Genomic DNA, 25193 nt, shown 5'->3' with positions numbered 1-25193 from the left:
GAAAGGATTTTTTGCCACGAAGAGGCACCAGAGTCACAAGAGAGAATGCAAAGCGAACGCTGCCTCCACCCCAATGAACTGTACCTTTTTTGCGCCTTCTGAGCCTCTTTGCGGCTGAACGAAAATGCTCCTTACCCTCCTGCTCATCCCAACGCTCACTGCCCTGGCCATCATGCTGCGCCCGGCGCGACAAGCCGCACCGATCGCGCTGGCGGGTTCGCTGCTGGCGCTGCTTTGGGCATGGTTCGTCTGGCGAGCGTTCGACTTTGGCGACAGCGCCGCCATTCAACTTGTTGCCTCGTGGACCTGGATCGAGCCGATGGGGCTCCGCTTCTCGCTTGGCGTCGATTCCGTCGCGCTCATGCTCGTCATGCTCACCGCCCTGCTCACGCCCCTGGCGGTGCTCGGCTCGTGGACGGCCATCACGCAGCGCGTGCGCGAGTTCTACCTCTGGCTGGTGATTCTCGAAATCGCCATGCTCGCGGTGTTCATGGCCCGCGATCTGCTCGTGTTCTATCTGGCCTTCGAGTTCACGCTCGTGCCGATGTTCTTTCTCATCGCGGTCTACGGCTCGACCAACCGGGCTCGCGCTTCGATCGTGTTCTTCCTCTACACCTTCACGGGCTCGATCATCACGCTCATCGGCCTGCTGTACGTCGCCTGGGTGCAGTGGAGCCACAGCGGCAACTGGACGTTTGACATCGGCATTCTCACCGCCACGGCCGCGTCGATGTCGGCTTCTCAACAGGGCTGGCTGCTGCTGGCCCTGTGCTGCGGCTTTGCCGTCAAGGTCCCGCTCTTCCCCGTGCACACCTGGCTGCCGCTGGCGCACACCGAAGCCCCCACCGCCGGCTCGGTCATCCTCGCCGCAGTGCTGCTCAAACTCGGCACCTATGGCCTGTACCGCTTCGCCATGCCCATGTGCCCGGTCGCGTTCAGCCACTACGCGCCGCTCATCGCCGTACTGTGCATCATCGGCATCATCTACGGCGCGCTGGTCTGCTGGGTGCAGCGCGACGTGAAGCGCCTCATCGCCTACTCTTCGGTAAGCCACCTGGGCTTTTGCGTGCTCGGGCTTGCGGCCATCAACACCGCCGGCGTGAGCGGCTCGGTCATGTACATGATCAACCACGGCCTGTCCACCGGCGCGCTGTTCCTGTGCATCGGCATGGTCTATGAGCGCTACCACACCCGCTCGATGGATGAACTCGGCGGCATGGCGCGGCGGATGCCGCTCTGGACCGCCTTCACCGTCTTCTTTGTCATGAGCAGCGTCGGCCTGCCGGGCCTCAACGGCTTTGTCGGCGAGTTCCTCACCATCTTCGGCGCCTTCACGTCGGGCCAGCCATTGCAGGGCCTGCCCACCGCCGGCCCCCTCGGACCGTGGTATGCCGCCTTCGCCGGCACGGGCATGATCCTCGCCGCCATCTACCTGCTCTACTTCTGCGGGCACCTGCTCTTTGGCGCCTACCACGTTCCCGATGCGGCCCACGCCGCGGTGCACGATCACGGCCACCACCATCGCCTGCCGCGCGACCTCTCGCTGCGCGAGATGATCGTGCTCGCCCCGCTGGCCGTGTTGTGCATCTGGCTCGGCGTGCAGCCGGGCGTCATTCTTTCGCGCATCGAAGCGCCGGTGACGCAGGTCGTCACCAGCGTCAACCTGGCCGCGAGCCAGCCGCTCGCAGCCGCCGTCGCCGCGCCCGACGTGGAGGGCCGCTGACATGCTCGACCGCGTTGCCACGCTCTGGCCCGAGATCACGTTGCTCATCACCGTTCTTCTGCTGATGATCACCGGCACCAGCGGCGACAAGGACTTCCGCCGCGTCGGCTCGTGGATCGCCGGCCTGGGCCTGTTCATCGCCTTCGTTCTCGCCGCGCGCATGTCCGAGCCCGACACGCTGCTGCCCAGGCTCGCGGGTTTCATGCGGCCGGCCGCGTGCGTGGTCGGCGTTCTCCTTCTGCTCGGGCTGGGCAACGTGGATGCCCGCTTCGAGAAGGACATCGACGCCGGCCGGCGCTTCGATCCGCTTGAGGCGACGCACGGCGAGTTCCTGTGCTTCTTCCTGCTCTCGCTGGCGGGGCTGATGCTCTGTACGACGGCGAGCGATCTCATCTGGCTGTTCCTCGCGCTCGAGATGACCAGCCTGCCGACGTACATCATGGTGGCCACCGGCCGCAGCAAGGTCGCCGCGCGCGAAGCCGCGGTCAAGTACTTCTTCCTCGGCGCTGCGGCGGCGGCGGTGTTCCTCTACGGCTTTGCCATGCTCTACGGCGCGACCGGTTCGCTGCACCTCATCGACATCCGCGCCGCGCTGGAGGCTCAGGCGGCCGCAGGCGGCATCAGCCCGCTGGCGATCCTCGGCCTGACGCTGTCGATCATCGGCATCTCGTTCAAGATCGCCGCCGTGCCCATGCACTTCTACACCGCTGACGTCTACGAAGGCGCCGCCACGCCCGTGACGGCCTTTCTCGCGTTCGTGCCCAAGGCCGCCGGGTTCGTCACGCTCATGCTCCTGCTCTCAACGGCGCTGCACCTTGGCGAAGGCGGCCAGCCCTGGCCCGAGGCCATCCGCGTTCTTCTGTGGGTGCTCGCGGCGCTGACCATGACCATCGGCAATGCGCTGGCCATGTGGCAGAATCGCATCAAGCGCGTCCTGGCGTACTCTTCGATTGCACACAGCGGGTACATGCTCGTCGGCCTCGTCGCGGCGATGGAGACGGCCGGCTCGGCCGCCGATTCACCCACGACCAACGGCTTTGCCGCCGTGCTCTTCTATCTCGTTGCGTACGGGCTGACCAATCTCGGCGCGTTCTACGTCCTCGCCTGCCTGCAGCGGCGCGGCGAAGAGCTGGAAACCTTTGACGACCTCGAGGGCCTGTGGGATCGCCACGGCGGATACGCCACCATCATGGCGCTGTGCGCGCTCTCGCTCATGGGTTTGCCGCCGCTGATCGGCTTCTTTGCCAAACTGTTCCTGTTCACCTCGGCGATCCGCGCCGGCGAGTACACGCTGGTGGTGATCGCCGGCCTCAACAGCGCCGCCGCCGCGTGGTACTACCTCCGTCTCGCCGGCGTCGGCTGGGTGCACCGGCCCGGCAGCGCCGCAGCCGAGGTCGAACGCACGCCGGCGCCAGGCCGCCGCTTTGCGGCTGGGCTGTCCGCCGTCGCCGCCGTGGCTCTGGTCATTCTCACGGCGCGGCTCATCACCGCGGGCGACGCGGCCGTGCAACTGCGATCACCCGCCGCCGCGGTGGATCACGCTGCTGCGCCGGCCGCCGCCGAATCCGCCTCGCGCCACTGAGCCCCGGCTGCACCTCTCAACTCATAGGATTGGCCATGACGACCGAGCAGCGCCCGGTCATTCTCATCGTCGGACCGACCGCAGGCGGCAAGAGCGGCCTGGCGCTGTCACTCGCCCAGCGCCTGCCCGGCGGCGGCGAGATCATCAGCGCCGATTCGATGCAGGTCTATCGCGGCATGGACATCGGCACCGCCAAGCCAACCCGCGAAGAACAGCAACTCGTCCCCCACCACCTCATCGACGTCGTCGAGCCCGACGAGCCTTTTTCCGTTGACGACTGGCTCAAGGCGGCCGAGCGCTGCATCGCCGAGATTCGCGCCCGCGGCCGCTGGCCGATTGTCGTAGGCGGAACGAATCTTTACGTGAAGGCGTTTCTCGAAGGCCTCTTCGAAGGTCCGCCGCCCGATGACTCGCTGCGCGCCCAACTTGCCGGGTGGTCGCTCGCCGATCTGCACGCCGAGGTCGCGCGCGTCGATCCCGCCAGCGCCCAGCGCATCCACCGCAACGACCGCAAGCGCCTGACGCGGGCCCTGGAGGTGCATCGCGCCACCGGAAAGCCGCTGAGCCAGTGGCAGTCGCAGTGGAGCGGCAGGGCGCGTCGCGGCGACGTCACCCTGATCGGTCTCGACTGGCCCGTTGAAGCGATCAATCCGCGCATCAACGCCCGGGTGAAGGCCATGCTGGAGGCGGGCCTGGTCGATGAAGTGAAGGCCCTGCACGCCGCCAGCCGGCTCGGTTCGCAGGCGCGCGAAGCACTCGGTTACAAGCAGTTGCTGGCCGCTCTCGAGGGCAACGACAGCCTCGAAGCGGCGGTCGAGCAGATCAAGATCGAGACGCGGCGCTTCGCCCGCAAACAGCGGACATGGCTCAAGAGTTTCCGGCTCTACCCTGATTCTTGCTGGATTGCCTGCGCAGGCTTGCAGGCGCAAGACATTGCACACCAAGCCTTTAACTTCATCAGCACCCGGACCGGTGGCAATCCGCCGGCAGCGCACACTCCGGCTTGAGGCTATCACTCTCACCGCGATGGCGGCCCAGTTGCATTAAAGGTATGCCACTTGACCAGCCGACTGCCTTGGGGTACGAAATCCACCCAATCGCAGCCCTGCCTCAACCTGCCGCCGCGCCGGCCGGCAGCGGGGTACCCTCGGATCGACGGACAAAGACCACCAAGATGGCCAAAAAGACCAAGTCGAAATCTTCCTCCCGACGCAAAAACCCCGCCGCCGTGGACACGAAGGGCAAGCACCTGGTGATCGTCGAGTCACCCAGCAAGGCTCGCAACATCAACCAGTACCTCGGCCCCGACTACGTCGTCAAGGCGTCGGTCGGGCACGTGCGCGACCTGCCCAACAAGTCGCCCAAGGGAGTCAAGCAGCCGGTGCCCGGCGTCGATCTCGAGCACCGCTTCAAACCGACCTATGAGATTCTGCCCGGAAAGAAGACGACGATCAGCGAACTCAAGAAGGCCGCGCGCAACGCCGCCGACGTCTGGTTCGCCACCGACCTTGATCGCGAGGGCGAAGCCATCGCCTGGCACCTCGCGCAGGAGCTGGGCATCGAATCCCGCGATGCCAAACGCGTCGTCTTCAACGCTGTCACGCGCAGCGAGGTCAGACGCGCCTTTGAGAACCCGCATCCGATCGATGAAGATCGCGTCAACGCGCAGCAGGCGCGGCGCATCCTCGACCGCATCGTGGGCTACCAGGTCTCACCGCTGCTCTGGAAGAAGGTGGCTCGGGGCCTCAGTGCCGGACGCGTCCAGTCGGTCGCCGTGCGGCTCGTGGTCGAGCGCGAGCGGGAGATCCGCGCTTTCGTTCCCGATGAATACTGGAACCTGAGCGTCCGCCTCACCACCCAGCGCGCCAAGCTCTCGACGATCGCCCAGCAGTGGATGGCCTTCGCGGGCAAACTCGATGAGAAGGGCAATCCGCCCACAATCAAGGCGCAGAACGCCTGGCTGGCCAAACATGACGCATTCCGCGCCGACCTCTTCGAGATCGACGGCGTCAAGCCCGAGATCGGAAGCGCCGACGCCGCGCTGAAAATCGCCAGGCGCGCCGGCTTCACGCTCAGCGACCGCATCGAGAAGCGCGACGAGAAAGCCAAGGGCCCCGCCCAGCATCTCGTCGAGTTCGTCGGCGCGACCGACCCGAGCGACTTTGTCATCACCTCGATCGAGACGAAGCGCACCACCTCGCGCCCCGGCGCGCCGTTCATCACCTCGACGCTCCAGCAGGCGGCCTCGACCCGCCTGGGCTTCGGCGCGCAGCGCACCATGCGCATCGCCCAGCAGCTGTACGAAGGCGTCGATCTGCCGCGCCACGGCACCGTCGGCCTCATCACCTACATGCGAACCGACTCGACCCACCTGTCGAGCGAAGCGATCAACATGGCGCGGCAGTACATCGGCTCGACGTTTGGCGACAAGTACCTCCCCGATGCGCCCAACTCCTACAGCAGTTCGAACAAGGCCGCGCAGGAAGCCCACGAAGCCATCCGCCCCACCGACGTGAGCATCCACCCCGACGCCGTTGCCGGCGCGCTCAGCCCCGACCAGGCCAAACTCTACCGCGTGATCTGGGAGCGCTTCGTCTCCTGCCAGATGACGCCGGCCCAGTGGGATTCGACAGCCGTGCTCTCCAGCCCGGTGCGCGATCAGGGCCTCGTCTTCAAGTCCACCGGACGGGTGCTCGTCTTCGACGGCTTCCTCAAGGTCGCCGGCGTGCCCATCGCTTCCGACGAGCAGACGCTGCCGGCGATGAAGGAGCAGGACCATCTCGGCCCGTTCGATCTCAAGCCTCTGCAGAAGTTCACCAGTCCGCCGCCGCGCTACACCGAAGCATCGCTCGTCAAGACGCTCGAAGAAGAAGGCATTGGCCGGCCCTCCACCTACGCCGCGATCATCCAGACCATTCAGGATCGCAAGTACGTCGAGCAGCGCGAGCGCCGCTTCTTTGCCACCGACCTCGGCGAAGTCGTCACCGACAAACTCGTCGAGGCATTCCCCGACATTCTCAACCTCGGCTTTACGCGCGAGATGGAAGGCGAACTCGATCGCATCGAGTCGCGCGAAGTGGACTGGGTCGCGGTGCTCGACGAGTTTTACGGTCCGTTCAGCGTGCGGCTCGAAGAAGCGCACGAGACGCTCAAGCACGCCAAGGCCGAAATCGAACCCGCGCCCGACGACATCCGCTGCGAAAAGTGCGGCGCCACCACCGTCTACCGCTTCGGCAAGAACGGCCGCTTCCTCAGCTGCTCGCGCTATCCGGATTGCGATTACGCGTCGCCCATCGACACGGAGGGCCGGCCGCGCAAGATCGAGCCGGTCGATGTCGCCTGCCCCAAGTGCGGCGCGCCGATGAACAAGCGCACCGGGCGCTTCGGCGCCTTCCTGGGCTGCACGAGATACCCGGACTGCGACGGCATCCTGAAACTCGACAAGAAGGAGCGCCCCGTCGCGCCCCAGCCGCCGCCCTATGCGACTGATCTGCCGTGCCCCAAGTGCGGCGAGCCGCTGAACCTTCGCAGCGGCAAGCGCGGCCCGTGGCTGAGTTGCTCCGCGTTCCCCAAGTGCCGCGGCCGGGGCGCTTGGACGAAACTCGATGCCAAGGATCAGCAGCGTCTCGAGAAGGCGCTGGCGGCGCATGAGAAGGAACATCCGATTCCCGTGATTACCGACCTCAAGGGCCACCCGCTGACCGACGAGCGCGGCCAGCCGCTCGAGAAGCCGGCAGATCGCGGCGAAAGCGCCTCCGGCAACGTGTCTCACGACGCCGCATAACACCGGAAAAGGTACCTGGCACCTTTTCTTAGTTGGACTGGGCCGCTGGACGCCGGCCGACCGTTGCATTCCGGCAACATGGCGCTTCAGTCTGGCGCGCCGATGGCCGATCCGCCTCATGGACATGTTGCCGCAATGCGACACGCTGTCGGCTTCTGGGTGCATCATCCGCCTCTCGCGGGCGGGCGCCTCCATATCGGCCGGGCGCGACACCGGCGGCCCGGGTCGTGCCGCTCCGCCTGCCGGGGCGCCAACTCCAACTGGCCACCTGGCCGCGCTGTTGCGCGAACTGCACAGGACTTCGGCACCGATCACGGAATCTATTCGCCAGGGGGCGACTCGCCCGCCCCTCCGAAACGCCGCTTGAGGAAACCACAGGCCGCCATGACTGCATCCGATCCACCGCCGCGCATCCTCGTCGTGGACAACGACCCCATCGCGTGCGAAGGCCTGCGGGAAGTCCTGCGCACGCACGACTACGACACCGCAACCGCGCTGAACGCCGAGGAAGCCCTGGCCGCACTCGCCGACGCCGAGCGGCCTCAGGATGATCGCGCCGCCCGGCCATTTGGCCTCGTGATCACCGATCTCAATCTGCCCGGCACCGACGGCACCGAACTGCTCCGCCGCATTCGCAGCCGCCATCCCGACGTCGTCGTCATCGTGCTCACCGCCTACGGCACGATCGAGGCCGCCGTGAACGCCATCAAACTCGGCGCGTTCGACTACCTCACGCACCCACTCGTCGAAGAGGAACTGCTCGCGCTGCTCGACAAAGCGGTCCGGCACGGGGCGCTGCTCGCGCAGAACCATCACCTGCGCCGGCAACTCGATGACCGCTTCGCGCTGGACAACATCGTCGGCCGCGACCCGCGCATGCAGCGCATCTACGACCTCGTCGAGGCGGTCGCGCCGACCAAGACCAGCGTGCTGATGACCGGCGAATCCGGGACGGGCAAGAGCCTCATCGCCCGCGCCATCCACCAGCGCTCGCCGCTGCGCGACAAGCCCTTCATCGAAATCTCCTGCGGCTCGATCCCCGAAACGCTGCTCGAATCTGAACTCTTCGGCCACGTCAAAGGCGCCTTCACCGGCGCCCACGCCGACAAGATCGGCCGCTTCCTCGCCGCCGACGGCGGAACGATTTTCCTCGACGAAATCAACTCCGCTTCGCCGGGCATGCAACTCAAACTGCTCCGCGTCCTCCAGGAAAGGCGCTTCGAGCCCGTCGGCTCGACCAAGACGGTCGAAGTGAACGTGCGCGTCGTGCTCGCAAGCAACGAACCGCTTGAGCAGCTCGTGGCGCAGGGCCAGTTCCGCCAGGACCTGTATTACCGCATCAACGTCGTGAAGATCGAGCTGCCGCCGCTGCGCGACCGGCTCACCGACGTGCCCGTGCTCGCCGGCCACTTTCTCGAAAAGCAAAGCCGCGCTGCGGGGCGCGAGATCCTCGGCTTCACGCCCGACGCCATGGCGGCGCTGCAGCGCTTCTCCTACCCCGGCAACGTGCGCGAACTCGAGAACATCGTCGAGCGGGCCGTCGTGCTCTGCCGCGGGCCGAAAATAGGCGCCGAAGATCTTCCGCCGACCGTCGTCGAAAACCGCCCCGGCCAGATGGCGCTGCTCCACCACCGCCGGGGCGACGCCGATCCGATCCCCTGGGATGGCGAGACGCTGGCCGCAGCGCTCGAGGCGCAGGAGCGCCGCATCATCCTCGCCGCGCTCGACGCCAACAACTGGAACCGCAATCAGACTGCGGCCCAACTGGGCATCAATCGCACCACGCTCTACAAGAAGATCCGCGCCTTCCGCCTCGACGAGTACCCGCAGGCGGGATGAACCGATGCGACGAAAATAGGCCGGACTCATGATGAGTCCGGCCCTTGATCAGTCAGCCAATCTCGTCGGCTCTCAATACGTCCAGTCCACGCGATTGGTCTTGCGGCAACTGTCCAGTTCGAGCGCCTGGTAGCGCACCGTGCGACCCGCCGCACCATTGGGCGTGAAACCCACGAACGTCGCCACGCCGTTGTTGTTGGCGATCGCGCTGCCGGCCACGACCGGCTGGCGGAGGTCCAGCGACACGCCGTAGCAGTACGCCTCGATGTTCGTCGTGCCCGCCTGCAGGCTGTAGGTGAGATAGACGCGCTTGCCGGGCGTGCACGCGCTGATGGTGAACGTGTTGTTCTGGCCTGGCAGACCCGGCACGGGATTGGCCAGCTGCAGTTGGATCGGCGTCAGCAGAAACGCGCGGTTCTGGCCGTTCTTGTACGCCAGTCCGACGATCTGCCCGCTGTCGTTGATGTCCTGGGCGCGGCGCAGGTTCCAGCCGGAGTTGGGCGCGATGAAGTCATTCAGATTCTTGGGGCCCGTGGGCTGGTAGATCGTCGCGATGTCCCCGCCGCTGCGGCCGACGATCTGGTTCTTGTTGTTGATCGCATCGGCATAACTCGTCGTCTCGCCCGGCAACACGCCGAGGTTGTACATCTGGTTGTTCGTGTACACGAACGCCCGGGCCCGGTCCTGCGCGTTCTCCGAGTAGCCGACGATGCGACCGCCGTTGTTGATGTCGTTGGCCACGCTGATCCCGCCGAGCGTGCCGAGGTCCACCATCTGGTTGTTTTCGTAGCGGAACGCCCGCCGGCTGCTGACGCTGTTGTAGTCTGACCAGCCGACGATCACGCCGAAGTCATTGATGCCCTCCGCGGCCGTGTACGTGCCGCCGAAACTGCCGAGATCGACCATCTGGCTGTTCTGGTATCGGAACGGCCGGAAGAGCGCGTTCCCGGCGGTCCACGCGCCGCCGACGATGATGCCCGAGTTGTTCAGCGCGCGGCCGTCGCTTTCCGTCCCGCCGAGCGTGCCGAGGTTGTGCAGCGATCCGTCGTAGAAGAACGCGACGCGATTGCCGTTGGCCAGATCAGCCGCTCCGCATACGTGCCCCGAGTCGTTGATCTTGTCGGCGTATCCCTCCGAGCCGCCGAAGGTGCCCAGGTCGAGCACGACGCCTGCGGTCCACCGACCGGGCCGATAGTTCAGCGTGCTGCCGCATACCTGCCCGTTGTTGTTGATGCCGTATGCGTTGGTCATGTTCAGGTCCGTCACCGTGTACGCCTGGCCCATCGCAGCTGCGCAAAGCGCAGCGCCTCCGAGCATTCCCGCACACGTGCTCATAGCGCGCAATTTCATCCTGATCCCCTTTCAGCCGCCGGGCGGCAATCGATTGTTCAATACAGCGCCACTCTCGCCTCTGACGCGCTCGCCCGGACATCGGTCGATGGCTCGCGCAAGAAGTCGGAGCGTCATCAAAGTGAAGCGAGGCGGTCGAGTCAACAGGAGTTCGCGGTCCGAACCACAACTGAACGAACTAGCGCCCCGCCTGCGCAGGTGAGACAAACACGTGCGGCGCAATGAGTTCAACCGTCCGGTCGCCGACGCCGTTGACGCGCTGCAGATCATCGAGCGACGTGAACGGCCCATTCGCTTCGCGATCGGCCACGATGCGCTCGGCCATCGCCGGGCCGATGCGCGGCAGCGCCTGCAGTTGCGCAGCGCTGGCCGTATTGAGATCCAGCCGCATGTCGGGCGGCGCGATCTGCGGGTGGTCCGCGGCAAGCGTTGACACGTGAATCGGACGAGACGCCGCGAGCCAGGCCATGGCGCACGCCAGGATCAGCAGCACGCCAGCCGCCACCGCCCACTGGACGGGCATCGCGCCGTCGTCCTGCTCTGGTGTCACTGCTCATCCTCGGCGGGGACGCTGACGACCCAGTCGCGCTCGCTGGGCAGCGAGCAGCGCAAGATGCGCCGCCGCAGTTCGCGGTGCAGATCGCCCATCGCCGTCAGCGCCGGCTTGGGGCGGCCCATCGAGGAAATGAGCCCCGCGCCCGGCAGTTCCGCCGACTGGTGGTCGAAGAGTTCGTGGCACACCGCCGACTCGACGAACGGCTTGCTCAGCGCGATCGACATTGCCTTGCGCAGCCACTCCGCCTGCCGCACCGGCGTCCACGGCTCGCGGTAATACCCCGCTGCGTCAGGCTCTTCGCCCGCAGCCTCCGCATTCTTTTTCGCCTCGCCTTCCCCGGCCGCTTGCGCCTTCGCATTCCGCGCCGGCCGGTGGCTCGGCCCGCCCATTCCCGTCACCACCACCGGGAACTCGAGATAGAGCAGCGAGTCGAGGATCGAACTGATCTGCATGAAATCGCGCGTCGCCTGCCCGCGCTCGTGGTGGCCGAACTGCAGGTTGATGCCCACCATGTCGAGTTTGAATCCCGACTGCGCGATCATCTCCGCGTAGACGATCGGCGGCACCGAGCGCGGATGCCCCGAGAAGTACTCGCCGAAGGGCTCGGTCACCTCGACGAGCGTCCGCCCCTGCGGGTGCAGCGTCTTGACCAACCCCGTGGCCATGCGCGTCAGATCCATCAACTGGTCGTACGCCAAGGTGAAACTCTCGTTGATGTGCAGCGACGAGGCGATGTTCCAGATCGAGACCGACGAGCGGTAGCGCTTGACGATCGCCTCGATGTGCTCGTGCAGCAGGTCGTAGAGCGTGTCGTAGTCGTGCTCCCAGATGTAGAGCCACTCGGGCACGCTCAGGGCGCGAAAGTCGATGATCGGCCCGAGCATCACGGGGAACTTGCTCTTGCCCGCCCACTCGATCCACCGGTCGAACTTGCTCCAGTCGTATTCCCCCTCCTCCGGCTCGACCTCGCGCCAGCGGATCGGCGCCGAGATGAAATCAAAGTCGCGCGTGATGATCTCGGTGAGCGGTTCGGCGAACTGGCTCTGGTACGTCCGCACCCCCAGCGCCGGCGCCGGCTCGCCTCGGTTGGCGAATCGCTTGGCCAGCAGGATGTCCGCGTGCATGAAGGTCAGCTTCTCACCCGCGGCGATGGCCTGGATGAGCGCCTGCCGGGCGAGTTCCTGCGCCTTGGGAGGATCGGTCGATTCGAGACTCAGCGCCTGCGTGAACAGGTCGCGGGCCGCGGCCCACTGCCTGATGATCGGGTGATCCTCTTCAAGTTCGAAGAGCATCCAGTCTTCGAGTTTGACGATGAACATCTTGATGCGGTGCCGGGCGAGTTCGAGATAGAGGAGGTACGGCTCTTCGCGATCCGGCAGCAGGCAGGTCGGCAGCATGAGCCGGCCGTGCTCTCCGGCGTCGATGAGCAGCACGAGCGAGGCGGACTCGGGCGAGCGCTTGTCGCACTGGATCATGCCCTCGCGGAAGGTGACGTCGCCCTGCACGCCGATGTCGTTGGCGCCGATGAGGTGAGCCTGCTGCAAGGGAAAGTCGGCGGCGGGTTGTTGTCCGTCGTAAACGGAATACACAAGCATCCGGGAACGCTCCAGCCGTCTGGGATGGTCGCGGTGAGCCGGGCCGGGCCCGCGCGGACCCCAGCATCGGCCGGGCAGCCGATTGTAGCCGCGCAGGGGCGAGGGCTTGTGAGACCGATGCCGCTGCCGTGCGCAGGTCGGGACAAGGCTTTGCGCACGCCCGGCATTTGGGTGACGACCCCGGGTGACGAAATCGCCGCACACGCCTCGATCATCGGCGGCGATGCGCACCACCCCGGTAGAATGGTCATCGCTCATAGCCATCAAGAGGGAGACTCGCCGATGTGGAATGCGATGCATGGCGTGCTGCCGCTGGTTTGGTTGCTCACTGCCGTCACCGCCCCACCGCCGGCAGCGCCGCCGCCAGAGGCAACACTCTCGGTCGAACAGGCCCGCACGATCCTGTCGCGCGACCCGCGCGTCGCGGCGATGCTCGAGAAAGCGCCATACAAGTCAATCGACTACGCCATCGTGCCGGCTGAAGAAGCGGCGCCGAACTCGGATCGGATCGTGGTGAGCACCCGAGCGCACGACTATCACGCTCCGCGATCTGTCAATGTAATCAGCGTCAGATCCGCTTCCGAACTTGACGTCATGTCATTCCGTTTCGAGGCGTGCAGTTTCATCAGCTTCAGCCCGGTCCCTGAGCAGGACGAGGAGGGTAATCCGATCGATGAAGGTCGCAATCGCCTCGATCGCTATTGGTCTTCCACCGACTGGAAGGCGACGAGAGCGACACTGGCGGCTTTGGGAGATGGCGATCCCGACTCAATTGACAGTAAGGCAGCGTATCGTCAGGCTTTCTTATCGCTGCGCAAGATGAAAGATCGCGAACTGCTTGATCTGGCTCTGACCGCCGAATCGCAGTGCTGGACGAAGGCGAAAACAACTGATGAACTCGTCAGCATCGTCTTCGCGATGTACATTCGCGAAGGCTTTGAGGCAAAGGATAAAGAACTGCGCGGCACGATCATTCGCCTGAAGCATCCATCCGGCAGTGAAATCATCATGTTCCCCACCGACGTGGCGCCAGATGGCACCGGCGGATGCAATGTACGTCTGAACTGGCTTGACTTGGACGCACTTGGCATCGGAGTGCGCGACGGCGGGATAGGAATTCGATTCGAATGGGATGATGCGGAGGACAAGGTAGCCGACGAATCGGCTGTGTTCCTCGCGGGAATCCTGTTCGACCGAGAGATCGAGCGCGTCGGGCAGGCCGGTCAGGATCGGTAACCAGCCCGCCGACCGAAGCGCACGCTTGCGCGCACAGGGCCACAGCGCATCGCCCTCCCGTCGCATCGCGCACGGCGGCGCACCGGGGTCGGCGCGCTTTGTGCGCTGGTGCTCTCAAAACCGCATGAAAGCTCGTTCACACGCCCATCCGGCGCGCGGAATTCGACGAAAATCGTTCGAAATCGTCGGGCATTGGGCCGCGATCTGGCACGATAGGTCAAAGGCGCGCCTCCGCGCGCACGGGCGCGGTCACTTTTTCTCCCAGAGCGGCTCGCCGCGAGCGCGCATGGGTGCGCCCCGTGGTGCGATTCCGTGCGCGGCACGGCTTTTGCCACGCACTTTCTTCGCCGGCGCGGCGAGGCTGAACCGTTCGGGGCACGCCGTTTGCCTTGGCGGCGAGGCGCTGGGCCGCGCGGCCGATCGAGGCATACATTTCACCCATGACCAACGCACTCTACAAGACCGATCTCCCCCTGCCCAACCGCCGCCAGGGCAAGGTCCGCGACATCTACGAACTCCCCGCCGACTCCGCCGGCCGGCCGCGCCTGCTCATCGTCGCCACCGACCGCCTGAGCGCCTACGACGTCGTCATGCCCACGGCCTTTCCCGGCAAGGGCCGTCTGCTCACGTCCATCAGCATGAAGTGGTTCCGCTGGATCGAGAAGCAGGCTCCGCTGGGCATCAAGCATCACGTGCTCAGCACCGCCAGCTCTGACCTACCCGTCTCCGAGGCCGACCGCAAGGCGCTTGACGGCAGCATCATGGTCTGCCGTCGCAGCAAGGTCGTGCTGATCGAATGCGTCGCGCGGGGCTACATCACCGGCTCTGGTTGGAAAGAGTACAAGAAGGACGGCACCGTCTGCGGCATCAAATTGCCTGCGGGCCTCAGGCAGTGCGACAAACTGCCCGAGCCGATCTTTACCCCCGCCACCAAGGAAGACGTCGGCCACGATGAGAACATCACCTTCGAGCGCGCCTGCGAACTCGTCGGCGAAGGTCTCATGACCCGCCTGCGGAAGATCACGCTCGATCTCTACAAGCAGGCGCACGACTATGCGAAAGCGCGCGGCATCATCATCGCCGACACCAAGTTCGAGTTCGGCCACGCCATCGACGCCAAGGGCAACGTCACGGATGAACTGCTGCTCATCGACGAAGTGCTCACGCCCGACAGCAGCCGCTTCTGGCCGCTGGACAAGTACGAACCCGGCCGCGACCAGGAGAGTTTCGACAAGCAGTACGTGCGCAACCACCTCGAAACGCTGGTCGCTGCCGGGAAGTGGGACAAGACCCCGCCGGGGCCGGAGATTCCAGCAGACATCGTGCGCAACACCATCGCCAAGTATCAGGAAGCACACGACAAGTTGTTCAGCTGAGATCAGCCGCGAAGAGGCACACAAGGCGCAAGAAAGAATGCTCGGATTCAGGGTCTTTCATTCTGAGTCTTCTGTGCCTCTTTGCGGCGAAGCCTGATGTCACGACTTCCCTTCGATCCTGATCGCGTGCGCGGCGGCGAAGCTGCGGCGTCCAAGCGCGCCGTCGGCGAGGCGCCGCTCAGCGTTTCGCAGGTCACTGAACTCATTAACCAGGCGCTGGTCGACCACCTGCCGCGCAAGGTCAGCGTGGTGGGCGAGATCAGCAATCTCTCGCGCCGCGGGCACTGGTACTTCTCGCTCAAGGATGAGACGGCGGTGCTCAAGTGCGTCGCGTGGGCGAGCAAAGCGGGCAAGTTCGGCTTCGACGCCAAGGACGGCCTGTCGGTCGTCGCCAAAGGCGCCATCCAGCACTACGGCCCGCAGGGGCAGACGCAGCTGTATGTCGATTCGCTCGAGCCCATCGGGGCCGGGGCCCTTGAGCTCCGCTTTCGCGCGCTGTGCGAAGAGTTGCGGGCGCTTGGCTACTTTGATGTACAGCGCAAGAAGCCGGTGCCGATGTTCCCGCGCCGCGTGGCGATCATCACCTCGGCCAAAGGTGCTGCGCTGCAGGACTGTCTCGACACCATGCGCCGCCGCTGCACCGCCGTCGAGATTCTCGTCGTCGATGTCCGAGTGCAGGGCGCTCAGGCGGCGGGCGAGATCGCCCGCGCGATCCGGCATATCTCAAGACGCCATGCCCGGCTGCGCGTCGATGCCCTGCTGCTCACGCGCGGCGGCGGTCCGATCGAAGATCTCTGGGCGTTCAACGAGCGCATCGTCGCCGACGCGCTGCGGGCCTGCCCGATTGCGACGGTGGCGGCCATCGGGCATGAGACCGACACGACGATCGCCGAACTTGTTGCCGATCTGCGCTGCGCCACGCCCACGCAGGCGGCCATGCGCCTGGCGCCGGATCAGCGCGAACTGCTCGCGCAGATCGACCAGAACGAGCGGCGCCTGTCGCTGCATCTGCGCCATCGCTTGCGCTACGCGGCTCAGCAACTGCACGCGCTGCAGACGGCGCTGTGCACCGCCGGGCGCGAAGCGCTGCACGATCGCGCGAGGCGAGCGCAGCGACTGGCACTGCGCCTCGGGCCGCTGCGGCCGGATCGCGTCATCGTCGAGCGCGGCCGCCGGCTCGGCCTGGCGGCGCACCGGCTGCACGCCGCCGCCGCACACACCATCAGCCAACGGCGCCCGCAACCCACTTCGTTGGCGCAGGCGCTGAATCGCGCAGCGGCTGACTGCCTCGGCAGCGCGGGCAACCGCCTCGACCGCGCGCACGCCACACTGCGGAGCATCGACCCGCGCCGCGTGCTGGCGCGGGGGTACTCCATCACCCACAAGCCCGATGGAACCGTCGTGCGCACTGTGGCTGACGCCGGCCCCGGCCAGCGACTGCTCACCAACGTCTCGGACGGCACGATTGAAAGCGAAGTGACGGGTTCGGCGCTGCGCCCGCCCCGGCCGGCGGCCGGCTCTCCCGGACAGCCCCCGGCCGCCCCCGCTCGTCGGCGGTCGCGGCGTGGCGCGGCGCCACCGAACCAGATGGAACTGTTCGATCACCTCCGGTAGAGTCGATGCCATGTCCAAGCGCAAGAATGCCGCTTCCGAGCCGTCCGCAGCCGAGACGCTCAACTACGAGCAGGCGGTGACGGAACTCGAGCAGATCATCGACCAGATGGAATCGGGCGAGACGCCGCTCGAGCAGGCGCTGGCCGATTACGAGCGGGGCGTGGCGCTGCTCAAGCGCTGCCGCTCCATCATCAGCTGGGCCGAGCAGAAGATCGAGCACCTCAAGGCGATCGCCGACGAGACCGCCGCCTCCGCCGCCGAGACGGTCGATCAAGAGTGCCAGGACGAGGACGAGCCGAATCGATGAACGGCATCGACGCGTATCTCCGGCCGTTCTGGATGTACCAACTCGTTTACGTGCCGTTTGTGTTTGCGCTGGGCGCAATCGTCGGCAGCTTCCTCAACGTCGTGATCTTCCGCCTGCCGGCGCGGCAGAACATCATCTCGCCGCCGTCGCACTGCCCGGTGTGCAACGAGCGACTGCGCTGGTATGAGAACCTGCCAGTGGTCGGCTGGATCCGCCTGCGCGGACGCTGCGGCCACTGCGGCGCGCCCATCAGCATCCAGTACCCGCTCATCGAGGCGCTGTGCGGCACGGTCTTCACGCTCATCTTCGTGCTGGGGTACATGGTCCTGCCGACGGCGCCGTTCATCGGCGAACTGCTGCCGGCCTATCTCGGCCGCTTTCCCGGGCTCAGCGCGACCTGGCCCATCCCGCTGCTCTACTGCATTCTCTTTTCGGCGCTGCTGGCGATGACGATGATCGACCTGCGGACCTACACGATCCCCATCGAACTCACCTGGGCGGTCACGTTGCCGGCCCTGCTCGTGCACGCGATCATGCCCATCTGGCCGGGCGGATCGCTGCGGCTGCCGCTCTCTCAGATGCCCGCGGGCGCCGATGGCTTTGACCTGGGCGCGTGGACCATTCCGCTGGTGGGCCCGGCTGGCCTGGCGGCGGCGCTGGGCGGCGCTCTGGGCATCGTCATCTCGACGGCGCTCATCCGCCTCAACCAGTTGCGCTATTCCTTCCTCGACTTCGATCTCTACGTCAAGGAAAACGATGAAATCATCGACTACCCCCACCCGCGGCGCGAGCTGGAGTGGGAACTGGACTTTCTCGGCCCGATCGTGCTCGGCGTGCTGTTGGGGCTGAAGATCGGCTCGCACTGGGCGGGCGTCAGCCTGCCGCTGTGGGCGGGCTCGCTGGGCGGCTCGCTGATGGGTTATCTTGTCGGGGCCGGGCTCATCTGGCTCTTCCGGCTGGCGGGGACGGTGGCGTTCGGCAAGGAAGCCATGGGCCTGGGCGACGCCCACATGCTCGCCTGCGTGGGCGCGGTGCTGGGCTGGGTGGATCCAATCCTCGTGTTCTTCCTGGCCCCGTTCCTGGCCATCCTCGGCATGCTCATCGGCACGGCTCTGAGCCGCTGGCTCAAGGGCTTTGCGCGCTACATTCCCTATGGGCCGTGGATCGCGCTGGCGGCGGTGGTGGTCATCATCGGCGACCGGTGGATCGAGATTGTTCTGGAGGCGATTCTGAAGGTTCCCGTGAATCTCCCTTGATTTCCGTCCCGCCGGCGCGCCAGTGCTGGACTCGCCCGGTGAATTCGCTATTGATGATGCGCCTTTGTTGAACCTCGAGCCTGAATGACGATACTCAGACCGCACAAGAGACAGGAAAGGAACGGGTCGATGCGAAGCACTTTCAGGGTGATGGGAATGGCCGGGCTGCTCGCGCTGGCGATGGCTCTGACGGGCTGCAACAACAGCCTCAAGGAAGAGAACGCGCGGCTGCTGGATGAAAACGCCGGCTTGCGCGATCAGTTGGCGCAAACCGAAGATGCGCTCCAGTCCGCAGAGCGGCAACGCTCCGAGCTGGCCGGGGAAGCCAGCCGCTACCGCCAGCAGGTCCAGGACCTGCAGAACAAGCCCGCGGCCCAGCCGCAGCGCACCGGCTTCGAGGGCATCAGCGGCGTCTCCGGCGAGGCGCGGCCCGGCGAGATGGCAGCCGTCGTGGAGGGCGATCTCCTCTTTGACTCGGGCAAGGTCACGCTCAAGTCGTCGGCCAAGTCGTCGCTCGACCAGGTCGCCCGTGTGCTCAACAGCGAGTACGCCGGCCACACGATCCGCATCGCCGGCCACACCGACACCGACCCGATCAAGAAGAGCCAGTGGAAGACCAACGACCGCCTCGCCTGCGAGCGGGCCATGGCCGTCAAGGACTACCTCGTGAGCAAGGGCGTGGACAGCAAGCGGATGTACGTCGCCGGCTTCGGGCCCAACGAGCCCAAGGGCAACAAGGCCCAGTCCCGCCGGGTCGAGGTCGTCGTCCTGCTGCAGTAAGCCGCCGGCCCGCCACCGCCAGCCCGCCAGCCCGCCAGGAGCCGAGCCGGGCGAAGCCGCGAGCGAAAGCCAGGGCAGCAAAAACAAAGGCGGAGGCCCCCACGACGGCGCCTCCGCCCTTCTCTTGCGCCCGGCACAGGCCGGCGCTCAGAGTCTCGCCTCAATATACCCGATCTGCGGGGATTGTGGGAAGAAATCCCGGAATTGCGCGAGAATTTCGCGTCGGCAGAGCAGATTTCCCGCGTGCCGCCCGCCGGGCGAGCGTCGCCGGTCTTCGTCGTCGCCCTACGCCAGCGGGTCGGGGCGGTAGAGCCGGGTGTCCAGGGCCCACACCTTGTCGGTGAAATCCGAGTCGCCCTCCGTGACCACCCCCACCTCCGGCCGCGCGTTGTCGATGCCCATCTGCGTCTTGGCGTCGAGTTCATCGAGGCGCGAGACGAAAATCGCCTCGGGCGTCGAGGGCACCTTGGCCGCGCCGTACTCGGGGATGCCGTGGTGCGAGAGGATGATGTGGTGGAGAACGAGCAGCGCCGCGGGCGGCAGCTCCGGCCCGCCGCGCGCCTTGACCGCATCGGCCTTGCGCTGGAGCATGAGCGAGCCGAGCACGATGTGCCCGACGAGCTGCCCTTCGGTCGTGTACGTGAAGCCGTACTCGTACGACAGTTCCATGCACTTGGCCAGGTCGTGCAGGAACAGCCCGGCGATGACGAGGTCGCGATTGAGTTTGGGATACAGCGGCAGCATGCGATCCGCCAGCGTGCACAGCTGCAGCGTGTGCTCAAGCAGCCCGCCGAGATAGGCATGATGCATCGACACGGCCGCGGGCGAGGCGCGGAACGAATCCATCAGCTTCTCATCGGTGAGGTACTCGTTGATCAGGGCGCGGATGGCCGGGTGCTTGAGCGATTCGAGCAGCGCGAGCAGATCGTCGGTCATCTTCTCGACGTCTTTGGTCGTGGCCGGGAGAAGATTGGGCAGGTCTTCGGCAGCGACCTCGACGGGCCGGATGTCCATGACGATGAGTTGCCGCTCGCCCTGGTAGGGCTGGGTCTGGCCTTCGAGCCAGACAAAGCCGTTGGTGGGCAGGCACTTGAACTGCTGCTCGGTGATGTTCCACATGCGGGCGGCGATCTGGCCGCTCTTGTCGCGGATCAGGGCCTTGAGATACGGCTTGCCGGCCTTGGTCTGACCCAGCTGGGCGTTGTAGATGCAGTAGACGCCGTCGAGGTACTGCGAGTTCTCAAAGTCAGCGATGAACGTGTGCGTGGACATGCGGTCAGGCGGCCTTCCGATCGGGGATTCGTGGGTTTCATGGTAGGCGTGGGGTCATCCGCGCGAATGCGTCGAACGTTGACCACGAAGGACACGAAGAGCACGAAGAGCACGAAGAGCACGAAGGGGGATGATAAATGCACCGAGCCCCGACCGTCTGTGAGACCCTGAGTCGATCGAAGGGTGAGGGAGGGTCTGCGCCCCACGACTGCTGGAAACGCCCGCATGTGGAAACATGCAACGAGGGCCAACGCCCGGAAGGCGCAATCCGGCCAGCCGTTCCGCCAAGTCACGCGGCCCGGCGCTGCTCCGACGCACGCCCAAGTGTCAGGTCTGGACCTGAACCACCTGCTAGGCTTTCCGGATCCCATGCTTCACGCAATTCTCCGAGGCAAACTGGCGGAGCACATCCCCGAACCTCAGCGGCTCGAAGATGCGCTGACTTCGACTGTATTTGGAACGCTCCTGTTTGCGAACGCGCGAAGTATCCTTGCCCACTGGCTCAGCGAAGCCCGGACCGCGGCGGGCGAGGCGACTGACGCTCTCGATGCGCCCGCCGAACCCGCCGAGGCTTGGTTCTGGCCGCGCCTCAGGTGGTCCGAGCCCGACCTGATTCTGCGCATCGGGAATCACATCGTTGTGATTGAAGCGAAATATCGCAGTGGAAAGCACGATCACGCTGTGGCGGAAACGGACGCGACCGGCGAAGGCCCGCTCGCGCTGGCAGATCAACTCTGCCGGCAGGTGAGGAGCATTGAAGACCTGTGCAACGGCGGCTGGGCTTCCGAGGCAGGGCTGACACGGGCCGTACAGAACGCGCGTCTTCGGTTCCTCTACATTGTGGATGAGCGACGGTTGCGAAGGTGCATGCGGGAGTTCCGCGCCTCGGTCAAGCTTGCCCCGCCGCGCGCCGACCTGCGCATCCTGACATGGCAACGGCTTCACCGTCTGCTGCATTTGATCGAAGACCGCGGCAGCCATTGGGCTTGGCCGCTGCGGGATTACCTTGAATACGCCGGTCTCGATGCATACTGCGGCATTCACTCGATGAATCGAACGACCGCGACCGCATGCAGGCCATTGAAGCGATGGAGGCTCGGCGCGAGCGGGCAGAATGAACGCTGGGATGCTCTTAAAGGCTCGCGCCGTGCGACGGCTGTGAAAGGATGGCAGTTCGAGCCATCCCGACGATCGCTGGGTGTATTCATGAAGACGCCACTCGCCGAGCGGATGCGATCAATGAGCCAACTTACACAGTTCAGATTCAGAAAGAGTAGCGATGACTGATCTCACGCGCGAAGAGTTTGCGGTTGCTGTACACTCGACGATAAGCAGCGTACATCACCTGTACAAAGAAGTGGGCCGACTCTACGTGGCGCTTCGTGATGCGCTGCAGGCGGAGCCCGTGCCCTTTGTCGCCATCGGCGGGTTTCCAGCCAAAGTGTCGCGAGACGGATCGCGGACCATTGCCAGGAGTTTCTTCGGCCAACTCTTTGAGCCGAGCCTGATCGACGACCTCTCGCAGGAAGACGAGGAGATGGAAGATGACGAGGAGGAAGAGATCGACGAAGAGAGCACTCCCAAGAAGGGCGGCAAGACTCCGGTGCAGCTGAGCGGCCGACTGCTTGCCGTAAAATTGAAGTTGCACGACCCGAAGAGAGAGAAGTTCGAGCCCCATCTGCAGTATGCCGTGATTGGCGACTGGACGGTTGGGCCCAAGCACGATCCCATCCGGGCCGATGACTGGTTGGCTCGCTACATGCTTCGCAGGATCATCGCCGCCTTCGATCTTGATCGACCGGATCAGCCCACCGTAACGCGAGCGGTGGTCAAGAAGTCGCGCAGCAGGCAGAAGGCCGTGGATCGCCGCGTGAGTTTCCGCGTGCTCAAGAGCGGAGCGCCGGTTCCGCTGTTCGATCTTTCGTCGCTCGAAAGCATTGACCGTGTGGCGCAACGGATACAGGGGATCTGGTCCGGAGAGTAAGAGCGGAGGTCCCCCGCCATCACCATCCGCTGACGCGAGGATGTGCCGAGCGGCGTCGAAGGTCAGACGGCGAGCTGGCCAAATCACGCGGCCGGGCGCGGCTCCGACACACGCCTAACTGTCAGGTTCCACCTGACCGACGCGCTGACCTACCGGCTTCATGTTAGCCAATGGGAGGCAGCTCGGGTTCCATCGAGTGTGACAACGGGGGACCGAGGGTGGCGTGCTGAATATCGACCATCAGGAGTCGAGACTCACATGTCATGCACCGCTGTAATGCGCACCGATCCTCTTGAAGCAGCGATCGAAGCCGTCCGCAGAAGCGAGAGAGTTCTATTTCGTTTCCGGAAGCGAGTAGGTGCTTTTTCACCTTCTCCGAGAATTCGATCGTAGAAGTTGCCAGCGCATCAACATTCAGAATCGGGGTTTGTCGTCGGCCGTTGGTAGTCTGAGTGACCAGCGGAAGTCGGTTTCCCTCCCTTGCCAGCCCGGCGCTCTTGGCAAAATACTGATGAACGACTCCGTGTCGGAACACCAGAATCAAGAGTTCCGCAACCGCTTCATCCAGTTGCGGCTCAAACAGAGTTTCGCAGCGAGTGAAGATAAACTCAAGGTTCTTCCGAGCTTCGGTCTTAACGGCATCTGAATCAGGGCGGAGCAAGAACCCAAAGAGGTCCAGAACTGCGAAGGTGGCCAGTGCAAGCGCGACGGTACATCCCTGCAGTCCTTGTTCGTCCGGTCGAATCTCATCGCGCAACCGACGGATACACGGGATCGTATACACTTCGATGCTGTCTTTGAAGTAATCGTTCACCCATCGGCGTTGATTGTCGTGATTTGTTATGTGTTACTCCTCGCTCGATGTGCGGTCAGTCGCCAGCGTCGTCGTCCGCGCGTGTGAGAACTCGGCTAGCCCAACATGAGTTCCTGCACTAAAAAAAAGCAATCGCCACGAATGCAATCGCGCCTATGACCGCCAGTGGGAAACCCACGATGGCGTACGTTGCGCTCAGAGGCACCCGCCAATAGACATAGCCAGCGAATCCGGCGCACCCAAAGACAGCCAGAGGCGGTACCCACCACGGTAGCGCAAAAAAACCCGCGACGAACAGCAGCGCAATCAGAATCCAGGCACCGAATCCAGCGAGTTCATACGGTAATTCGAGGATGCCGAATGGCCTCAATCCAATGCTGCCCGAAGTCTTGTAGTAATCGTAGTTCGCAAGCGAGGCAAGGAACAGAGTGACGACGTAAACTTCAGATAGCATGTCGAGTTGGATCCGGCTAAGGCCTTCGGCCGATCTATGACGGCGAGTGACGATGGCGACGGTGACTACCGGCTATGCCGGTATCGAGGGTACCACATGCCCTATCGATTCTCGCGTGGGCGCAGCCGATGCCCCTTCGGGCGCGGTCGGCTTTGAATTCTGCCGCTTCGAATTCTTGTCGCGGTGCACGCGGCGACCGGCGCTTTCGGCCTGGTCGCCTTCGATCGTCTCTCGCTTGATCACTTCCTCGCGAAGCATTTTGGAGATCAGATCGGGTTCGATGTTGAGGCCGCTGATTCGGCGGATGCTGCGTTTGATCTCGCTGATGATCGCCGGCGAGTTGAGAAGAATCGCGGCGAGCATGAATCGGCTCGTCGCATCCTTCCGATCGCGGTACTCCGCCAGGGCACTCTTGCTCAGGCCTTCGCGGGTCAGGAGGTACAGCCGTTCAAGGTCGCTCGCGCTCTTGGCGCTCACGGCGGTGAGGTCGATGCGGGCGACTTCCTGCTTGTCGATCGGCTTGCGGAACAGAACGTGGTAGAGACACCACTCGACGCCGTTGGTCAGCACAACCCACTCGCATCCCTGGTTCGACGCGTAGTCGATGGCCTGCTTCACGTGCGCATCGCGCAGTTCCAGCCCGATGGCTTTGACTTCGAGCAGGAAGCACAGTTTGCCATCGACTTTCACCGCGAGGTCGCAGTAGGTGCCGCGCACGCAATGCTCGCTCGTAAGTTCGGCGTACTTGTCGTAGCCGAAGATGTCGCTGAGTATGTCCTTGACGATCGTGACCGTGTCGGCTTCGGATACGTCTCTTGCCTTCTGCTGCTGGAGGATCGCCTGGTACGGCTTGAGATGCTTTACGATGCGCTCGGTTACTCGCTTCGGGATTGCCACGGGCCGCCTCCAGTGATTGAGCACGCCTGATCCGGGGTTCACTCTATGACCGAGTCCTGTTCGGTCAAGGTCAGGTACGGCGAATGCCCGCGTTGGCCGCGAGGGCGACGAGCGCCCGCATCGGTGATGGGTTGGCGATGGTGGCGCGAGGCTCGCCGCGGAGTCACGGAAGGGCGCGATGCGGGCACCGACCAATGACAGCCTCCCTAGATGTGGCACATCACCACCAGGCGATCAGGGCAAATAGCGCGACAGCGAGGATTGGAAGCAGCCACGCTCCGACCGCGAATTTCCAGCGGCTGGATGAACTCATCCTCCGAATTCTTGCGGATCGGCGACACCAGACGATCACGACGAACGTGAAAGCAACTGCTCCAATGGCGAGCATGCTCGTGTCGCCCCAATCCCAGTAATCGTACATGAGCGACTCGATGATCGTGATGATCAGCGCGAAGCCGCAGAAGCCGGCGCCCGCGGCCAAGCCGACGAGGCCGGTGATGAACGCCGCCATGCGCGGCTCGGCGAGGGCGATCTGGAGTGTCAGTTCCTGGCCGCATTCGGGGCATTTGTCGCCGCGCAGGTTGTGGAGGTTGTAGCCGCACATCGGGCAGGCGTCGTCGCAGGCGGCGAGGTGTTGCTCGAGCAGCGTCGGGGAGGCGGATTCTTCAGCGGGGTCGGGCATGATTCTCGTTGCGATACGGCCGATGGGCTCAGCGGCGGCAGGGAACGGTATCGGCATAGGCCGAGCCTTGCGCGACCGCCACTGCTCCCGCG

The 25193-nt window shown here is 64.8% G+C and carries 21 protein-coding genes; 13 read left to right on the top strand and 8 right to left on the bottom strand.

What is annotated here, in order from left to right:
• The first annotated feature begins 124 nt into the window (after nt 1-124).
• The 5 genes from IT430_14435 (at nt 125) to IT430_14415 (ending at nt 8928) form a co-directional block, all read left to right on the top strand.
• A complete protein-coding gene (locus IT430_14435; GenBank protein MCC6909137.1) occupies nt 125-1723 on the top strand; it encodes an NADH-quinone oxidoreductase subunit M in 1599 nt (532 codons plus the stop codon).
• A gap of 1 nt (nt 1724) precedes the next feature.
• Entirely contained in the window at nt 1725-3305 is a 1581-nt protein-coding gene (locus IT430_14430; protein MCC6909136.1) for an NADH-quinone oxidoreductase subunit N, read from the top strand.
• 35 nt (nt 3306-3340) lie between these two features.
• Nucleotides 3341-4312 (top strand): tRNA (adenosine(37)-N6)-dimethylallyltransferase MiaA, encoded by a 972-nt coding sequence (miaA, locus tag IT430_14425; GenBank protein ID MCC6909135.1) that lies wholly within the window; start codon nt 3341-3343, stop codon nt 4310-4312.
• Nucleotides 4313-4356: 44 nt separating this feature from the next.
• A complete protein-coding gene (gene topA / locus IT430_14420) occupies nt 4357-7089 on the top strand; it encodes a type I DNA topoisomerase (GenBank protein MCC6909134.1) in 2733 nt (910 codons plus the stop codon).
• A gap of 384 nt (nt 7090-7473) precedes the next feature.
• Nucleotides 7474-8928: a sigma-54-dependent Fis family transcriptional regulator gene (locus IT430_14415; protein MCC6909133.1), complete on the top strand. Its 1455-nt coding sequence runs from the start codon at nt 7474-7476 to the stop codon at nt 8926-8928.
• Nucleotides 8929-9000: 72 nt separating this feature from the next.
• Here IT430_14415 and IT430_14410 read toward each other — a convergent pair whose 3' ends face one another.
• The 3 genes from IT430_14410 to IT430_14400 form a co-directional block, all read right to left on the bottom strand.
• Nucleotides 9001-10278, bottom strand: a complete 1278-nt coding sequence (locus IT430_14410; GenBank protein MCC6909132.1) for a DUF3466 family protein — start codon at nt 10276-10278, stop codon at nt 9001-9003.
• A 178-nt stretch (nt 10279-10456) separates the two neighbouring features.
• The gene (locus IT430_14405; protein MCC6909131.1) at nt 10457-10828 is read right to left on the bottom strand and encodes a helix-hairpin-helix domain-containing protein; all 372 of its coding nucleotides are present in this window, start codon (nt 10826-10828) and stop codon (nt 10457-10459) included.
• The gene (locus IT430_14400; protein MCC6909130.1) at nt 10825-12429 is read right to left on the bottom strand and encodes an endo-1,4-beta-xylanase; all 1605 of its coding nucleotides are present in this window, start codon (nt 12427-12429) and stop codon (nt 10825-10827) included. The genes IT430_14405 and IT430_14400 overlap by 4 nt, the downstream gene beginning before the upstream one ends.
• Before the next feature lie 150 nt (nt 12430-12579).
• Here IT430_14400 and IT430_14395 point away from each other — a divergent pair, with 150 nt between their 5' ends.
• The 6 genes from IT430_14395 (at nt 12580) to IT430_14370 (ending at nt 18998) form a co-directional block, all read left to right on the top strand.
• Nucleotides 12580-13665: a hypothetical protein gene (locus IT430_14395; GenBank protein ID MCC6909129.1), complete on the top strand. Its 1086-nt coding sequence runs from the start codon at nt 12580-12582 to the stop codon at nt 13663-13665.
• 440 nt (nt 13666-14105) lie between these two features.
• Nucleotides 14106-15041 carry a phosphoribosylaminoimidazolesuccinocarboxamide synthase gene (locus IT430_14390; GenBank protein ID MCC6909128.1) on the top strand — a complete coding sequence of 312 codons (936 nt, stop codon included), beginning with the start codon at nt 14106-14108 and terminating at the stop codon, nt 15039-15041.
• Nucleotides 15042-15137: 96 nt separating this feature from the next.
• Nucleotides 15138-16655 (top strand): exodeoxyribonuclease VII large subunit, encoded by a 1518-nt coding sequence (gene xseA / locus IT430_14385; protein MCC6909127.1) that lies wholly within the window; start codon nt 15138-15140, stop codon nt 16653-16655.
• Nucleotides 16656-16665: 10 nt separating this feature from the next.
• Nucleotides 16666-16962, top strand: a complete 297-nt coding sequence (locus IT430_14380) for an exodeoxyribonuclease VII small subunit (protein ID MCC6909126.1) — start codon at nt 16666-16668, stop codon at nt 16960-16962.
• Nucleotides 16959-18218 (top strand): prepilin peptidase, encoded by a 1260-nt coding sequence (locus tag IT430_14375; protein MCC6909125.1) that lies wholly within the window; start codon nt 16959-16961, stop codon nt 18216-18218. Before IT430_14380 ends, IT430_14375 begins: the two co-directional genes overlap by 4 nt.
• Before the next feature lie 129 nt (nt 18219-18347).
• Nucleotides 18348-18998, top strand: coding sequence for an OmpA family protein (locus IT430_14370; GenBank protein ID MCC6909124.1), 651 nt, complete (start codon nt 18348-18350; stop codon nt 18996-18998).
• A 285-nt stretch (nt 18999-19283) separates the two neighbouring features.
• Here IT430_14370 and IT430_14365 read toward each other — a convergent pair whose 3' ends face one another.
• Nucleotides 19284-20270 carry an HD domain-containing protein gene (locus IT430_14365; protein ID MCC6909123.1) on the bottom strand — a complete coding sequence of 329 codons (987 nt, stop codon included), beginning with the start codon at nt 20268-20270 and terminating at the stop codon, nt 19284-19286.
• A 639-nt stretch (nt 20271-20909) separates the two neighbouring features.
• Between IT430_14365 and IT430_14360 the strand changes: the two genes are divergently transcribed.
• Entirely contained in the window at nt 20910-21557 is a 648-nt protein-coding gene (locus tag IT430_14360) for a hypothetical protein (GenBank protein ID MCC6909122.1), read from the top strand.
• The gene (locus tag IT430_14355) at nt 21550-22254 is read left to right on the top strand and encodes a hypothetical protein (GenBank protein MCC6909121.1); all 705 of its coding nucleotides are present in this window, start codon (nt 21550-21552) and stop codon (nt 22252-22254) included. Before IT430_14360 ends, IT430_14355 begins: the two co-directional genes overlap by 8 nt.
• 163 nt (nt 22255-22417) lie before the next feature.
• Here the strand turns inward: IT430_14355 and IT430_14350 are convergent, their stop codons facing one another.
• From IT430_14350 to IT430_14335, 4 genes are all read right to left on the bottom strand, one after another.
• Complete coding sequence (locus IT430_14350) at nt 22418-23068, bottom strand: hypothetical protein (protein MCC6909120.1); 651 nt, start codon at nt 23066-23068, stop codon at nt 22418-22420.
• Nucleotides 23069-23186: 118 nt separating this feature from the next.
• Nucleotides 23187-23522, bottom strand: a complete 336-nt coding sequence (locus IT430_14345) for a hypothetical protein (protein MCC6909119.1) — start codon at nt 23520-23522, stop codon at nt 23187-23189.
• A gap of 72 nt (nt 23523-23594) precedes the next feature.
• Nucleotides 23595-24419, bottom strand: a complete 825-nt coding sequence (locus IT430_14340) for a type I restriction enzyme HsdR N-terminal domain-containing protein (GenBank protein MCC6909118.1) — start codon at nt 24417-24419, stop codon at nt 23595-23597.
• Between the two features lie 220 nt (nt 24420-24639).
• The gene (locus IT430_14335) at nt 24640-25101 is read right to left on the bottom strand and encodes a hypothetical protein (protein ID MCC6909117.1); all 462 of its coding nucleotides are present in this window, start codon (nt 25099-25101) and stop codon (nt 24640-24642) included.
• Nucleotides 25102-25193 lie beyond the last annotated feature (92 nt).

It is taken from the genome of Phycisphaerales bacterium (assembly GCA_020852515.1).
In the GTDB taxonomy this organism is placed as follows: Bacteria; Planctomycetota; Phycisphaerae; order Phycisphaerales; family UBA5793; genus UBA5793.
The sequence above is the reverse complement of the archived record's forward strand: the minus strand, read 5'-3'. Positions and strand labels throughout refer to the sequence as shown.

Bases quoted from the DNA above. Each gene is read 5' to 3' on its own strand.
- xseA (MCC6909127.1), top strand. From the start codon at position 15,138: ATGTCACGACTTCCCTTCGATCCTGATCGCGTGCGCGGCGGCGAAGCT.
- IT430_14365 (MCC6909123.1), bottom strand. From the start codon at position 20,270: ATGTCCACGCACACGTTCATCGCTGACTTTGAGAACTCGCAGTACCTC.
- IT430_14435 (MCC6909137.1), top strand. From the start codon at position 125: ATGCTCCTTACCCTCCTGCTCATCCCAACGCTCACTGCCCTGGCCATC.
- IT430_14380 (MCC6909126.1), top strand. From the start codon at position 16,666: ATGTCCAAGCGCAAGAATGCCGCTTCCGAGCCGTCCGCAGCCGAGACG.
- IT430_14370 (MCC6909124.1), top strand. From the start codon at position 18,348: ATGCGAAGCACTTTCAGGGTGATGGGAATGGCCGGGCTGCTCGCGCTG.
- IT430_14430 (MCC6909136.1), top strand. From the start codon at position 1,725: ATGCTCGACCGCGTTGCCACGCTCTGGCCCGAGATCACGTTGCTCATC.
- topA (MCC6909134.1), top strand. From the start codon at position 4,357: ATGCCACTTGACCAGCCGACTGCCTTGGGGTACGAAATCCACCCAATC.
- IT430_14345 (MCC6909119.1), bottom strand. From the start codon at position 23,522: ATGCTATCTGAAGTTTACGTCGTCACTCTGTTCCTTGCCTCGCTTGCG.
- IT430_14375 (MCC6909125.1), top strand. From the start codon at position 16,959: ATGAACGGCATCGACGCGTATCTCCGGCCGTTCTGGATGTACCAACTC.
- IT430_14415 (MCC6909133.1), top strand. From the start codon at position 7,474: ATGACTGCATCCGATCCACCGCCGCGCATCCTCGTCGTGGACAACGAC.
- IT430_14390 (MCC6909128.1), top strand. From the start codon at position 14,106: ATGACCAACGCACTCTACAAGACCGATCTCCCCCTGCCCAACCGCCGC.
- IT430_14400 (MCC6909130.1), bottom strand. From the start codon at position 12,429: ATGCTTGTGTATTCCGTTTACGACGGACAACAACCCGCCGCCGACTTT.
- IT430_14335 (MCC6909117.1), bottom strand. From the start codon at position 25,101: ATGCCCGACCCCGCTGAAGAATCCGCCTCCCCGACGCTGCTCGAGCAA.
- IT430_14410 (MCC6909132.1), bottom strand. From the start codon at position 10,278: ATGAAATTGCGCGCTATGAGCACGTGTGCGGGAATGCTCGGAGGCGCT.
- IT430_14355 (MCC6909121.1), top strand. From the start codon at position 21,550: ATGACTGATCTCACGCGCGAAGAGTTTGCGGTTGCTGTACACTCGACG.
- miaA (MCC6909135.1), top strand. From the start codon at position 3,341: ATGACGACCGAGCAGCGCCCGGTCATTCTCATCGTCGGACCGACCGCA.